Below are 13,631 nucleotides of genomic sequence, written 5' to 3' on the forward strand. Positions count from 1 at the left end.
AGAATCGGAAGTTTCGCGCCAGGAAGAATAGCGCCTTGGGAGCCCTCAGTCGTGGCCGAGGCGCGCTTCCGGCCGGAGCTGTTCGGGCAGCCCGTCGCCCGCGGCCGCTTGAGCCAGTGCTTCGCCGAGCGCCGGCGCCTGTTTGAACAGGTTATGTCCGACGACGGCGCTCACCCCGTTGGCGGACCAGACGCCGACACCGTCCTCACCCCACGGAAGCGTGGTCGCCCAGCAGTGCACGTAGTCCACCGGACGCGGCTCGAGTCCGGGCAGGGCCCGTTCCACGTACTCGGTGGTCCGGTCCGCTACTGCCGCGAGTTCTGCCGGGTCGGCGAGGCTGCCGTCGTCGGACACCTGGGCCGTGCCACTGAGACCCACCGAATAGAACCGGTTGCCGGGGTACGGCGAGGCGTAGACGCCGGTTTCACCGAAGGCGCCGCTGCCGTCCTGGAACGTGGGCAGCCGCTCGGGGGCGTCGCCGCGGACGGGGAAGGTGAGCCTCACGTGCGCGGCGACCTCCACCGGGATCGCCATTCCGGCACCACGGGCGAGGGTCGCAGTGCCGCGGCCGGCGCACACCACGACGTGCTCGAAGTCGTCGCATCGAGTGCCGGTGCGCACCTCAGCCTGTCCGTCGGAAACCGGTCGGACGGACAGCACATGATCGGCGACGAGTTCGTCCTGCAGCCGATCTGCCAGCGCACCGATGGCTGAGAGCGCACGGATGGCTCCGCCGTCGACGTCGAGCATTGCCGGTTGCTCACAGGGCGCCAGGATCGGCAGCCTCTGACGAAGCTCCGGTGGGTCCAGGGTGCGCACCGGGATGTCGTTGAAAGGGTCGAGTGTCTTCCGTTTCCGATCGATGGCCGGACCGATGGCGACCGACCCGCCGTCGGAGATCAGCTCAACGCCCCAATCTGATTCCCATTGCCGCCAGAGTGCACGGCTGTGCCGGACGAAGTCGACCAGCCGGGGGTCGTTGTGGGCGTGCCGGAAGAGCCGGGACTGACCGGCGGATTGGCCGCTGCCCGGGGGAGCGGGGTCGAACAACGTGACCTGTGCGCCGCGCTGCTTGAGGGCGAACGCCGTCGACAATCCGACGATCCCGGCGCCGACGACGGCGACGTCGGGACTCCCGTGGCTCATCTGCAGGCCCCTGGCAGGACGGCAAACCGACAGTCGGGATGGTGGATGGTAAGCATGCTTCATGGTAGGAAGCTGGCCGACGGGGGTGCAAGCGGGTTCCGCGGCGGGTGGGCGATTGCGGGTACCCATGGCTTTGGCAAAGTTCTCTGGCTACGCTTGAAGCATCCCACCGGCGGCGCGACCGTACGCTGGTTTCTGGAAGGAACTTTGATGGCCAAACGCAAGTCCTGGACGGATTTGTCCGAAGAACAACGGCGCGGCGTGTCCGGAGCCGTCGCCATGCAGCTGATACTTCTGGCCGCCGCGCTGATCGATATCGCCCGGCGGCCGCAGAGCAGGATCAGGGGAAGCAAGCTCGCCTGGGCGGTGGCTTCGTTGGTGAACATCGCCGGGCCGATCTGCTACTTCATCTTTGGCCGGAAGCGGTAGGGGCGGCGGGCTCGTCCGTCGACGGCTTCTACGCCGCCGACGGCAATCCGCTGGTCCTCAACATGGATCCGGCGTTCGACGCTTACAACCGGGAGCGGATCGAGGCGGCCGACGTCGTACTGCTGGGCCGCGACTCCTTTGAAGGCTTCAGCTCGTATTGGCCGTACGTGGCCGACGCGCCCGAGCACCCGGACAACCGCGCGCTGAGCAGCCCTCGAGAACCGTCGCTCACAGAATCGGCCCTTACCTAAGGATCAGCCGGTTGCAACCGGCGTGTCCTTAGGCAAGGGCATCGTTTGTTTAGCGGACCGGCGAGGATTCAGGGAACCGGCGATTCTGGTGCGGGTGGAACCGGCCCGAGGTTACTCCGCCCCGACCCGGTCGACGTCGGCCCGTTTCCGCATCAGCTTCGGCAGCACGGACGGCAGCACCAGGATCAGCACCGCGACGATCAGGATCCCCACGGTCAGCGGCCGGGTGAAGAACACCGAGAAGTCGCCCTGGCTGATGGACAGCGCGCGGCGCAGCTGGGTTTCCATCATCGGGCCGAGGATCGAACCGAGGATGGCCGGGGCCACGGGGAAGTCGTAGACCCGCATGAAGAACCCGGCGACGCCGATGATGCAGACGATCAGCACCTCGACCAGCGACCCGGAGATGGAATACACCCCGAGGATGCCGAACACCAGGATTCCGGTGTAGAGCAGGGTCTTCGGAATCGCGAGGATCTTGATCCACACCTTGACCAGCGGCAGATTAATCACCAGCAGCATCACGTTGCCGATGAACAGCGACGCGACCAACGTCCACACCAGGTCCGGCGAGGTTTCGAACAGCTGCGGACCGGGCTGGATGTTGTAGATCTGGAAGGCGTGCAGGATGATGGCTGCCGTGGCCGACGTCGGGATCCCCAGAGTCAGCAGCGGCACCAGCACGCCGGAGAAGGAAGCGTTATTGGCAGCTTCGGGCCCGGCGATACCTTCGATGGCGCCCTTGCCGAACTCATGCTTGTGCTTCGAAAGCCGCTTCTCCAGATTGTAGGAGAGGAAGGTCGGCACTTCGGAGCCGCCGGTGGGCATGGACCCGAAGGTGAATCCGAGCAGTCCGCCGCGGATCCACGGCTTCCACACGCGCTTGCGCTCGGCCTTGTTCAACCAGATCCGGCCGGAGAATTCGACCGTTTCCTCCTTGGTCAACTGCAGCTTGGCCAGTCCATAGAGGGCCTCGCCAATGGCGAAGAGGCCGATGACGATGATGATCACGTCGACCCCGCCCAGCAATTGCGGCGAACCAAAGGTGAAACGCTGCTGGCCGGTGAGGAAGTCCAGCCCGATCAGGCCGACGAACAGCCCCAGGAAGAGGCTGATCATGCCGCGGATCAACGAGGACCCGACCAGTGCGGTGACTGACACAAACGCGAGCACCATCAGCGCGAAGTAGTCCGTGGCCTGGAAGGACGTGGCCAGGTTCGCCACCAGCGGCGCCAGGAACGTGAGCCCCAGCGTGGAGATGATCCCGGCGAAGAAGGAACCCATGACAGCCGTGGCCAAAGCGGGTCCGGCCCGTCCGTTCTTCGCCATCGGATGGCCGTCGATCGCCGTCGCCACTGACCCCGCTTCCCCGGGCGTGTTCAGCAGGATCGAGGTGATCGCCCCTCCGTAGAGCGAGCCGTAATAAATCCCGGCGAAGATGATCAGCGCGCCGGTCGGGTCGAACCCGTAGGTCAGCGGCAGCAGCAGCGCCAGCGCCAAGGCAGGCCCGATACCGGGCATAACCCCGACGAAGGTGCCGATGGTGACGCCGACGGCGGCGTACAGCAGATACTGCAGCGAAAAGGCGTTGGCAAAGCCATTGGCCAGATCGACGAATACATCCATAGGTTAAATCCCCAGTAATCCGGCGGGCAGGCGCACGCCGAGAAGTTCAGTGAAACCGAAGTAGACCGCGGTCGCGAACAGCACGGCCACGACGACGTCGCGCAGCCACTTGCGACTGCCGGCAACCCGGCTCATCGCGGCGAAGAACACCGTAGTGGCGATGATGTAGCCCAGCGGATCCATCAGGTAGGCGTAAGCCACCAGCCCGATGATTGCCGTCCACAATGTCCGCCAGCGCGTTCCGGCATGTTCTTCCTGCGCCTGCGCGCGCAGCGGCAGGTCCGGCATCGCGGTGGTGCGCAGCAGGAAGGCGATGCCGAACACGACAAGTCCGACCCCGACAATCAGCGGAAAGAATCCCGGCTGTGACGGGCCGAAGCCGCCTTCGGTGGCAATACGGATGGCATCGGCCAGGACCACCGCCGCCACCATAAGGATGACGACGGCGGCGATCCTGGTGCCAAGCGTGCCCCGTGCGGGCCGCCCGGCGTCGATCTCTACTTCGGTTGTCACTCGATGATCCCCAGGTCCTTCAAGGTCCCGGTGATGTCCTTATCCTCGGCCTTGATGTAGTCGGCGAATTTCTCCCCGGTCATCAGGTAGTCCTCCCAGTTGTTGGACTCGAGGGTCTGCTTCCATTCCTTGGTGCCATGCATCTTTTCGATCTTGGCCACGATGGCGTCGCGCTGGGCATCGGAGATTTCCGGCGGTGCCACAATGCCGCGCCAGTTTGCAATGGAGACGTCGTAGCCTGCTTCCTTGATGGTTGGCGCATCCACTCCATCGAGCGGCTTTTCACTGGAGACGGCCAGCAGCCGCATCTTGCCCGCGGCAACCTGGTCGGCGAATTCCGCCAGGCCGGACGCAGCCGCATCCACGTCGCCGGAAAGGATGGCCGGGGTGAGTTCCCCGCCGCCGGAGTAGGGGATGTAGTTGATCTTGCCGGGCTTGACGCCGACGGCCTCGGCCAGCTTTGCGACCAGGATCTGGTCCACGCCGCCGACGGATCCGCCGCCCCAGGCGACGCTGCCGGGGTTCTTCTTGAAGTCCTTCATCAGGTCTTCGAGCGTCTTGTACTTGGAATCGGTCGGAACCGCAATCGCGTCATACTCGGCAGCCAGTCGGGCGATCGGCGTCGTATTCTCCAGCGTGACTTGCGAGTCGGTCTGCTGGATCGCGCCGACGAGGATCTTGCCGACCACCATCAGCTGGTGCGGGTTGCCGGCGTTCTCGCTGACGAACTGCGTCAGGCCGGTCGTGCCGGAAGCGCCGGGGACGTTGTAGACCTTGGCTTCAGACTCGATGACGCCGCCTTTGGTCAACGACCGGGCGATGGAACGGGCGGTCATGTCATAACCGCCGCCGGGATCGGCCGGTGCCATGATCTCAACGGTTTCAGTGGGGTAGTCGGCGGCAGCTTCGCCGCCGCCACCGGAGCCGCTGCCGCCGCAGCCGGTCAGCACCAGCAGCCCTGCAGCCAACGGCGCGGCCCAGCGGACTGCCCGACGTTTCCTGGAAAGGATTCCGGGGGATTTCATTCTTGGCACATCCTCCTCATTAAGGTGCGTATAGTGTTCAGCTCACAGTCGGCGTAATCCCCGCTGCTGTGAGCTGCGCTATAGACGATATAGTGGCCCGGATCACTGCTGGTGGTTTATCCCACTTTCAACGCATAGTGATTATTAAGTGGCTTTTGCGCATTGTGCTCAAGCGCCGGCAGCCGCCATCGGAATCGACATTCAACCCAGGACGGAGGGTGCGTGAGTCTTGCATCGGCCATACGCAAGCGACGGCTGAATTTCGCCGGACAAATCCTGCTGCTGCAGCTGGCCGTCGTCGTCCTGGTGGTGCTGGTGACGGCAGGGGTCCATGGCTGGCTGACGTATCAGCGCCTCGGGCTGGAGGCTGAAGAGCGGGCGCTATCCGTTGCCCGTACGCTGGCCACCACCGACCAGGTCCGGGCTGAGGCTGCCCGGCTCACGGCCGCCGATGCCGCGGCACTGCCCACCTCCCAGCTGCTGAATGATCCGCTGGTGCCGCTGGCCAGGGATGTGCGCACCCGCACCGGGGCCTTGTTCGTGGTGATTACCGACGATCAGGGCATCCGGCTGACCCACCCGAACCCCGAACGGCTGGGGCACAGGGTGAGTACCGATCCGTCCAAACCGCTCGCAGGCGAGGAAGTCACCAATCAGGAAATCGGCACCCTGGGGCTGTCCGCCCGGGCGAAGGTCCCGATCTACGCGCCGGGCTCGCAGCAGATCGTGGTGGGCGAGGTCAGCGTCGGCTTTGCCATGTCGGATGTGCTGGAGAACGTCGCCGCTGACATCCTGCCGGTCGCCATCACCGGCGTCGGGGCGCTGGGTCTGGGGCTGGTGGCGTCCTGGCTGCTGGTGCGCAGGCTGCGCCGGCTGACTCTGGGGCTGGAGCCCGAGGAAATCGCAGCGCTGGCGCAGGACCAGGAAGCAGTGCTGCGCGGCGTCGATGAAGGGGTGGTCGGCATCTCCGCCCAGGGCATCATCACCGTGGTCAATGCCGAGGCACGACGGCTGCTGGGGCTGCGGGACGGCGACGACGTCGTCGGGCAGCCACTGGCCGAAGCCGGCCTGCCCCCGTCGTTATCCCGGTTGGCCGATGGCGCCAACGCCGAGTCGCCGTCGACCGAAGAAGTGATCGGTTCCCGGGTGCTGATCCTCACCTCGCGCGCGGTGCGCACCGGCGGACGCCGCGGCGGTGCGGAGCAGGATCTGGGCACCGTGATTATGCTCCGCGACCGGACCCAGATGCAGTCGTTGACCCGGCAACTGCAGGCGGTCAGTTCGATGACGACGGCGCTGCGGGCCCAGCGCCATGAGTTCGCCAACCGGCTGCACACTGTCGCGGGTCTGCTCGGCATTGGCAACAACCGCGAGGCTAAGGAATACGTCGGTTCGCTGCTCGCCACCGGACCGCTGAAGTTCCCGGTGGAGCAGGCCGAACAACTCGGTGACCCATACCTGCAGGCGTTCATCGGGGCCAAGAGCGTTGAAGCAGGGGAGCGCGGCGTGCACTTGCGGATCGGCGAGGAGACGCTGGTGCGCGGACGGGTCAGCGATCCGCACGACGTGACAACGGTGATCGGGAACCTGATCGATAACGCTGTTCAAGCGGCGGTGCACGGCAGCAACCCGGACCGTTGGGTGGAGGTCGATTTGCTGGATGAACCGGACCCGGCGCCGGGCGTCGGGTCGGACGAGGCTCCGGGCGGAGGTGGGACGGGGCCGGGTTCGGGCGGAGACGGCGATGAACAGGACCGGGATCCCGGTGCCAACGGCCGCCCGCCGGGTACGCTGCATCTGGTGGTCGCGGACTCAGGCGACGGGGCAACGGATCCGGAACTGATTTTCGCCGACGGATATTCGACGGCGTCGGCCACGCCGCTCGACGCACATGGCCAGGGGCTGGGACTGTCGATGTGCCGGCAGATCGCCCGGGACCGCGCCGGAGACGTGTGGTTGGCCGACGGCGGACAGGTCGGCGGTCCGGGTGCGGTGTTCTGCGCCCGGCTGCCGGAGACGGTCGAACGGCGGGAACCGGCGGATCAACGGCGCGCAACGGAACGGGGGAAGCCTGATGACGCCGCACGTGCCGGGTTGGCGGGCGAGAGGACATGATGAGTGAGGAAATACACGTACTGATCGTCGACGACGATTTCCACGTGGCGAAGCTGCATGCGACGTATGTGGACTCCGTCCCGGGATTCAAGCCGCTGAACCCTGTGGGCAGCGCCGAACAAGCGTTGCGGGCGGCCAACACCCAGCACCCGGATCTGGTGCTGTTGGATGTCTACCTGCCCGACGCCTTCGGCCTGGACCTGCTTCCGACCCTGGACACCGACGTGCTGATCCTCAGCGCTGCGGCCGAAGCGGCATCGGTACGGCAGGCGTTGCGCCGCGGCGCGATTGGGTACCTGATCAAGCCATTCACCGCCGAGGATCTGACCCAGCGGTTGCGGGCATACGCGCGGTATCGGCGGATGCTGCCGGGCCAGCAAACCGTGGATCAGGACACCATCGAGCGGGCAGTGCGGACGCTCAACCCTTCGCAGCCAGGGGGCACCAGCCGGGCGCGATCGGCCACGGAGACTGCGGTGCTGGAGGCGCTGCAACCCGGCGAGCAGTATTCAACGATGGCCGTGGCCCGGCACATCGGCGTCTCCCGGGCGACGGCGCAACGTTACCTGTCGGCGCTGGTGGACGACGGCGCAGTGGACATCCAGCTGCGGTACGGCAACACCGGCCGCCCCGAGCACCGTTACACGCTGGCGCAATAGGCTACGCGTACTGCCACGGCGAGGCCCGCTGGCTTGACCGGCTTCACGTTGGCATGAGCGGCTGGTCTGAGAACCGCCTGGGGCCGCATAAAAAGTGGCACCCGCCCCAGAGGAGGGGGAGCGGGTGCCACATGTGCAGTCCTGCCGGGCTGCTGTCTTCTTGCGGGTGCTTAGAGCAGTCCGCCCAGCAGGGACTCGTTGTTCTCGCCGCGGTCAGTGCTGCTCTGTGACGAGCTGTCGGCGTCGACGGTGGAGTCCACATCGGGGTTGGCGTTCACCTCAGTGTCATTGCCACTGAGGATGCCGTCCAGATTGTCGGTCACGGACGTGCCGATGCCGCTGAGCACGTTGTTGCCGCTGGCGACATCACCGACGTCGACTGCATCGTTGAGGATGTTGTCCAGCGAGACGTTGCCGCTGTCAGCGATGCGGTTGTCGTTGACCTGGTTCGTGGTCTCGTTCATGGTCGACTCGACACTGTCACCGGAATCGGCGCTGGCCATTCCGGCTCCGCCGACCAATGCCACACCTGTGACCGCGCTGACTGCCAGAGACTTCGTGAAAAAGTTCCGCATTGTTATTGCCTCCATGATTTTCCTATCGGTGTTTGAAGGACATCAGGGGTTCGGTGCGATCCTGTTACCGGATTGGTATGAACCGAAAATTCTTCACCGGGCAAGTGGGCGGGACTGCGAGACAGAGTTATGCGGTGTCGACCAGCTTGGCGTAGATGACCAGATTCTTCACGAAGTCTCCGGAGGATGCGGTGAATCCGTCGCAGGTGATCAGCCGCAATTCGGCCCCTGGTGTGGGGGAGTAGACGGCCTTCGTGGGAAAGTCGTTTTTCGGGTAGAGCTCGCTCTTGTATACCTCGAAAATGGCCCGGGTGCCATCTGTGCGGGTGACGCTGATCTGATCGCCCTGTTCGAGGGCGTCGAGGTTGTAGAAGACGCCGCTGTCATCGGCGGTGGAGTTGACGTGTCCGAGCAACACCGCCGGGCCCCTCTGGCCTGGGGTGGGGGAGCCGGTGAACCAGCTGGCCGGGGCTCCCTCGTGCTCGGGTGGAACCTCAAGCGTCCGATCGTCACGCAGGCCGGTTTCGATGATCTTAGAGGTGCGGTCCAGTGCCCCGATGGTGAGGCTGACCGGTCGGGAGGCGTCCATCGCCGTGCCTGTCGGTTGGCCGGTGCCTTGGCGGTTGAAGCCGGGCTCGGGCGGCCATCGGGATGGTTGCCGTTTCCTTGATCGGTGGGTCCGCAGCCGGCCAGCAGGCATAAGAGGACCGTCGCCCCCGCTTGGAAGCGGAGGCGACGGTCGCTCTTAGGCTCGATCACTGTGGATCTGTTGCCGGGGCCGTGCCTTACCGGGCGGCGACCTTGGAGCGGCGGATGGCGTAGCCCGCGCCGGCTGCGGCGATCAGACCGCCACCGAGGGCGTACATCCCCATCTCATTGGCACCGCCCTGCTCGGTCGGAGTGACACCGGTGTCAGCGCCGCCAGCGGGCATCATCTGCAGCGGACCACACAGTGCCGGAGCCGTGGCAGCCAACGGCAGCTTCGCGGCGCCGGGCAGGCCACTCATGGTTTCCGTGGCCGCGGCGGGCTGGTTGGCCGGGTTCAGACCATGGACCACGGCCACCGCGGTGCCGTTGGCCAGCGCATCCTGGGTCTTCTCGTTCAGCTCGAACGTCTCCTTATAGGTGTAGGAGCTGCCCGAGGGGGCAACGGTGACGTCCGTGGCCGTCGAAGCGTCCTTGGCCGCGCTTCCGACCGACAGGGTGGTGCCGATCGCGCCGTAGGCCGGCTTGCCCTCGACCGTGCTGATCACACCGTCACCGTTGGCGTCATCGGCCATCGTCGGGCAGGTGCCCTGCGCGCCGATGTGGATGTGCTGCACGTGCGGGTAAGCGGCATCCTTGAACGTTTCGGCCAGCCCGGACGTCTCAATGGTCACCGTGGCCTGGCTGCCTTCGACAGTGACCCAGGCTTCACCGGAGGCGCCGCTGCTGTTGACCTGATTCAACATGGTCGAGTAGGAGCCCTCGGCATGATCGGCCATCGCCGGGGCCGCTCCCATGGCGGTCAGGCCCAGCGCAACAGCCGGTGCCAGCAGCATTGTCTTCTTCATCAGTTTCATCGTCGATCTCCTCATGAGGGATACGTACGAACCCAAATCCTGGGCACGCTACCAGTGCTTCGTCGTGAACCCCGTCACGGATGGGTCAGAAAACCAAAAACTTCCGTCACTTTGAGTATCACCGGTCACGACCCTGCCACAGGCAGGGCGCCAGCGGAACACCAAGCCCACTGATTGTTATTCGCCTGTGATACCTGCCGGATAGTCCGTGAGGTTGTTGAGCCCGCCGAAACCACTGATGTTCGGGTGGGCAAGGCCGGATCACAACAATTCAATCTGCATTGTCCGGCTTATGGAACAAGCCTGGGGTGTCGTCGGAACGGCCAGCGTCTACTGTGCCGGTGAATGGTTCCTGTCATGATGAGTCCATGGCTGTCTTCGAGTACCGCACGAGCCTCCCGCATCCGCGGGCGGATGTCTTTGCCTGGTTTGCGCGTCCGGGGGCGCTGCAACGGCTCAGCCCGCCGTTCTCGGGCAGCGTGCGTCGCGAGCCCGACGCCGGGATCGAGGCAGGGTCGACGGCGCAGATCAGTGTCGGCGCGCCCGGGAAGCTGGGGCTTGGCCTGTCGGGGGTCGCAGGAACCATCGCGTCGGCGGTGGGCAGGCCAGGCGTCGTCCGCCCCGAACTGCCTTGGACGGCCCGGCATGTCGACCACGATCCGGGCCGGTCTTTCACCGACGTCATGGCCGTTGGACCCCTGCGTCGATGGAAGCACGTCCACATCTTCGACGACCATGAACTGAGGTCCGGCGAGACCGGCACCGTCATGACCGACAGGGTCGATTATGAGCTGCCGTTGGTCTCGCGGCTACGCGAGTCCGGAGTGGGACGGCGGCTGAGCGGGTGGATACGGGACAGGTTCGCCGACGAGATGGACAGGATCTTCCGCTACCGCGAACGGCAGCTGCTCGGCGACCTGCACTTTCACGCCGCCCATCCCGGTCCGGCGCTCACCGTCGCCGTCGCCGGTGCTTCGGGCGCCGTCGGCACGCAAGTGTGTGCGCTGTTGGCCGGCGGTGGACACCATGTGATCCGACTCGTGCGACGGCCTGCACGGTCCGACGATGAGGTCGAATGGGATCCTGCCTCCGGGTGGCTGGATCCATCACAGCTGGCGGCCTGTGACACCGTCGTCAACGTCTCCGGCTCGCCGTTGGGCCGGTTCACCGAGACCAATAAGAAGCGCATGTATGCCAGCCGCGTGACGGGAACGGCCCTGCTCGTCGATGCTCTTGCGGCGCTCTCGGCAGACGGACGCGAACGCACGCTCGTGAACGCCTCCGCCATCGGCTACTACGGCGCCGACCCGCATGCGGCAGGACCGTTATCCGGGCCGCAGTCGAGGGCCGAGCCGCTGAGCGAGGACGCGCCGGCCGGGGATGACTTCATGGCCCGGCTCTGCCGAGACTGGGAAGCCGCCTGCGCGCCGGCCGAACGGGCCGGTGTGCGGGTGGTCAAAGTGCGCACGGGGATCAGCCAGTGCCCGGGCGGGATGATGCTGCAGCGATTCCTGCCGCTGTATGTGGCCGGGGTGGGAGGCCCGCTCGGAGCCGGCCAGTGGCACAGCTGGATCAGCCTCGACGACCTGGCCGGGATTTACGCTCATTCCGTGCTCGATGCGCGGGTGTCGGGATCAGTCAACGCCGTCGCCCCGGTGCCGGTCACCGCCAGGGAATACGCGAACACGCTGGGCCGGGTGTTGAACCGGCCCTCAGCCGTTCCGGTTCCGGGTGTGGGCCCGAAGTTGCTGCTTGGGCCCGAGGGCGCCCGCGAGCTGGCGGCCGCGGACCAGCGGGTCTCGTCGGCGAAAATCGAGGCGGCTGGCTACGAATTCCGCCACCGCAGCCTCGAGCCTGCCCTGCGCCACGTTCTCGGACGCAGCCCACAAGATTAGTTGACCACTAACGGGTGTCCCGGTCAGGGATGCCGGACGCCATCGGTCGACAGAATCGCGCGGTAGCCGTGCCGGTACGTCGGATACCGGAGAGCGAAGCCGGTGCCTGTTAAGCGCCGGTTGCTCACCCGCTTGCCTGACGGGGCGTTGAGGTCACCACTGTCGGCTGCCGGCAGCAGTGTGGCGCCGATTTCATCGGCCAGAAAACGCATGACGTCGGCTCGCGGGCAGGGCTCGTCGTCGGCGCCCAGGTAGACGGAGGCCGGATCAGATACAGCTGTTGCCAGGTGCACGATGGCCGCGGCGGCATCGTCGCGGTGGATGCGGTTGGTGTACCGCTTGGTCGACGGAAGCTGCGCCGTGCCGGTGCGGACCCGATCGATGAGCCGGGTTCGTCCCGGCCCGTAGAGGCCGGCCAACCGCAGGATGGTCGCTTGAGGCAACCGTGCGTGCAGCAGCCTCTCGGTCTCGGCCAGAACTGCGGCTGTGGCGGTGGATGCCTCGGTGGCCGAGTCTTCGGTGATCCAGCCGCCGTCGTTAGTGTCATGCACGGCCGTCGACGAGACCAGGATCATTCGCTCCACTGTGGTGTCAGCCGCGTCCAGCCCGTCGAGCAGATGCTCGAGTGATCGAAGGTAGGCCGCACGATACGCGTCTTCGGTTCGCGCGTCGGGCGAGGTGGCCATCACCACGATCTTCGTTTCGGTCGGCACCGGCGGACGTTGGGTTGCCAGGTCGCAGCGAAGGCCGGTGATGGGGTCCGGCAGTACCTCGGGTGAGCGACGGATGCCGGCTACCTGGTAGCCGGCATCGGCGAAGCGCAGGCCGATCTCGGTACCGAGGTCGCCGCATCCGGCAATGAGCACACTCACGACTTCACCTCCTCGTTGGCAGTGGCTGCGGATCGTTCGGTGCTTATCTCGCCCCTGAATGCAGGAGTTCCTGCCTGTTATCTTCGCTTACTGATGCTATGGCACGCCACTCGGCCGGATGTTGTCGACAGTCTCGCTGCCGCGTTCCGGGATACATCGGGCCCTCGGTGTGCTGAGACCACAAAGAGGAACGGTCCGGCCATTCCGCAGGAAGATCTCGAATCTTCACTGGACAACCTCGCCGCTATGGTCTCCCGGAACCAACCGGCAAACACGCGCGCATAGCTTTTCGGCGGGAGAGTTGCGCGGAGCGCGGGGCGTGGCCAACTAGCTGGCTCGGGGTTTCGGTCGCGCCACCAGCACTTTGCACCGCCGCAGGCTGTCTTCTCATGCTGGAGGAGCTTTGCCCGGGGGAGCACTCAGCTAGGCATCGTCGTCCCGGGCGGCAATCGTGGCCCCAATAGCCTCACCCACGAAGCGTTCGATGAGCGCTCGTTCTTCTTCGGAGTAGCCGACTATGACCTCGCCGATGTGTCGGGAAAGCGGGGCGAACATTTCCTTACCTGTCCTGGCTGCAAGGTCGGTGATGGACAAGTGCACTTGGCGGCGGTCCTGCTCACTGCGCTCACGGTTGATGTGGCCGGCACGGTTGAGCCGGTCGAGCAGTGCCGTCGTCGCGGGTGAGCTTAGATTGAGGCTTTCGCCCAGCCGTCCGGGTGTTGCATCTTCGCCCCGCTGCACGAAGGCAATGATTGCTGCCAGCGCATTCAAATCGGTGCGGTGCAGGTGGTGTTTGCCGCTAAGCTGGTCGACAAACCGGTTGCTCTCCACGGTGAATTGCTGCAGCAACAGCAATAGCGGCCGGGCGTTATCCGGGATCCCGGCGTCGTCGCGCTCGTTGTTGGTCATGCATTCACCTCGTTGCTAGTATCTCCATGATGGAGACACTTTTGGATCATACCT

General features: G+C 65.5%; 14 protein-coding genes. 5 read left to right on the top strand and 9 right to left on the bottom strand.

The window, feature by feature from the left end:
- Window positions 1-45: 45 nt before the first annotated feature.
- Window positions 46-1,146, bottom strand: coding sequence for an NAD(P)/FAD-dependent oxidoreductase (locus H535_RS0112270; RefSeq protein WP_035769411.1), 1,101 nt, complete (start codon window positions 1,144-1,146; stop codon window positions 46-48).
- Between the two features lie 210 nt (window positions 1,147-1,356).
- Between H535_RS0112270 and H535_RS0112275 the strand changes: the two genes are divergently transcribed.
- Window positions 1,357-1,575 carry a PLD nuclease N-terminal domain-containing protein gene (locus H535_RS0112275; protein ID WP_026819783.1) on the top strand — a complete coding sequence of 73 codons (219 nt, stop codon included), beginning with the start codon at window positions 1,357-1,359 and terminating at the stop codon, window positions 1,573-1,575.
- Window positions 1,576-1,637: 62 nt separating this feature from the next.
- Window positions 1,638-1,826, top strand: coding sequence for a dihydrofolate reductase family protein (locus tag H535_RS0112280; RefSeq protein ID WP_026819784.1), 189 nt, complete (start codon window positions 1,638-1,640; stop codon window positions 1,824-1,826).
- 111 nt (window positions 1,827-1,937) lie between these two features.
- Here H535_RS0112280 and H535_RS0112285 read toward each other — a convergent pair whose 3' ends face one another.
- The 3 genes from H535_RS0112285 to H535_RS0112295 are packed head-to-tail and all read right to left on the bottom strand — an operon-like array spanning window position 1,938 to window position 4,990.
- Window positions 1,938-3,452, bottom strand: a complete 1,515-nt coding sequence (locus tag H535_RS0112285; RefSeq protein WP_026819785.1) for a tripartite tricarboxylate transporter permease — start codon at window positions 3,450-3,452, stop codon at window positions 1,938-1,940.
- Window positions 3,453-3,455: 3 nt separating this feature from the next.
- Entirely contained in the window at window positions 3,456-3,965 is a 510-nt protein-coding gene (locus tag H535_RS25145; RefSeq protein WP_051299137.1) for a tripartite tricarboxylate transporter TctB family protein, read from the bottom strand.
- The gene (locus H535_RS0112295) at window positions 3,962-4,990 is read right to left on the bottom strand and encodes a Bug family tripartite tricarboxylate transporter substrate binding protein (RefSeq protein WP_081416644.1); all 1,029 of its coding nucleotides are present in this window, start codon (window positions 4,988-4,990) and stop codon (window positions 3,962-3,964) included. The genes H535_RS25145 and H535_RS0112295 overlap by 4 nt, the downstream gene beginning before the upstream one ends.
- Window positions 4,991-5,212: 222 nt before the next feature.
- Here H535_RS0112295 and H535_RS25150 point away from each other — a divergent pair, with 222 nt between their 5' ends.
- Window positions 5,213-7,105 carry a sensor histidine kinase gene (locus tag H535_RS25150; RefSeq protein ID WP_245580288.1) on the top strand — a complete coding sequence of 631 codons (1,893 nt, stop codon included), beginning with the start codon at window positions 5,213-5,215 and terminating at the stop codon, window positions 7,103-7,105.
- The gene (locus tag H535_RS0112305; protein WP_026819787.1) at window positions 7,105-7,764 is read left to right on the top strand and encodes a response regulator; all 660 of its coding nucleotides are present in this window, start codon (window positions 7,105-7,107) and stop codon (window positions 7,762-7,764) included. Before H535_RS25150 ends, H535_RS0112305 begins: the two co-directional genes overlap by 1 nt.
- Window positions 7,765-7,934: 170 nt before the next feature.
- On the opposite strand, the gene H535_RS0112310 is transcribed toward H535_RS0112305, so the two are convergent.
- From H535_RS0112310 to H535_RS0112320, 3 genes are all read right to left on the bottom strand, one after another.
- The gene (locus H535_RS0112310; protein ID WP_026819788.1) at window positions 7,935-8,339 is read right to left on the bottom strand and encodes a hypothetical protein; all 405 of its coding nucleotides are present in this window, start codon (window positions 8,337-8,339) and stop codon (window positions 7,935-7,937) included.
- 127 nt (window positions 8,340-8,466) lie between these two features.
- The gene (locus H535_RS25155; RefSeq protein ID WP_035769412.1) at window positions 8,467-8,928 is read right to left on the bottom strand and encodes a sortase domain-containing protein; all 462 of its coding nucleotides are present in this window, start codon (window positions 8,926-8,928) and stop codon (window positions 8,467-8,469) included.
- A gap of 196 nt (window positions 8,929-9,124) precedes the next feature.
- A complete protein-coding gene (locus H535_RS0112320) occupies window positions 9,125-9,901 on the bottom strand; it encodes a hypothetical protein (RefSeq protein WP_245580289.1) in 777 nt (258 codons plus the stop codon).
- 368 nt (window positions 9,902-10,269) lie between these two features.
- Between H535_RS0112320 and H535_RS0112325 the strand changes: the two genes are divergently transcribed.
- Window positions 10,270-11,796 (top strand): TIGR01777 family oxidoreductase, encoded by a 1,527-nt coding sequence (locus tag H535_RS0112325; RefSeq protein WP_026819790.1) that lies wholly within the window; start codon window positions 10,270-10,272, stop codon window positions 11,794-11,796.
- A 23-nt stretch (window positions 11,797-11,819) separates the two neighbouring features.
- On the opposite strand, the gene H535_RS0112330 is transcribed toward H535_RS0112325, so the two are convergent.
- Together H535_RS0112330 and H535_RS0112335 are read right to left on the bottom strand one after the other, a co-directional pair.
- Window positions 11,820-12,668, bottom strand: coding sequence for a Rossmann-fold NAD(P)-binding domain-containing protein (locus H535_RS0112330; protein ID WP_026819791.1), 849 nt, complete (start codon window positions 12,666-12,668; stop codon window positions 11,820-11,822).
- A 423-nt stretch (window positions 12,669-13,091) separates the two neighbouring features.
- Window positions 13,092-13,577 carry a MarR family winged helix-turn-helix transcriptional regulator gene (locus H535_RS0112335; RefSeq protein ID WP_035769413.1) on the bottom strand — a complete coding sequence of 162 codons (486 nt, stop codon included), beginning with the start codon at window positions 13,575-13,577 and terminating at the stop codon, window positions 13,092-13,094.
- Window positions 13,578-13,631 lie beyond the last annotated feature (54 nt).

It is taken from the genome of Arthrobacter castelli DSM 16402, from assembly GCF_000430705.1.
Lineage (GTDB): Bacteria > Actinomycetota > Actinomycetes > Actinomycetales > Micrococcaceae > Arthrobacter_C > Arthrobacter_C castelli.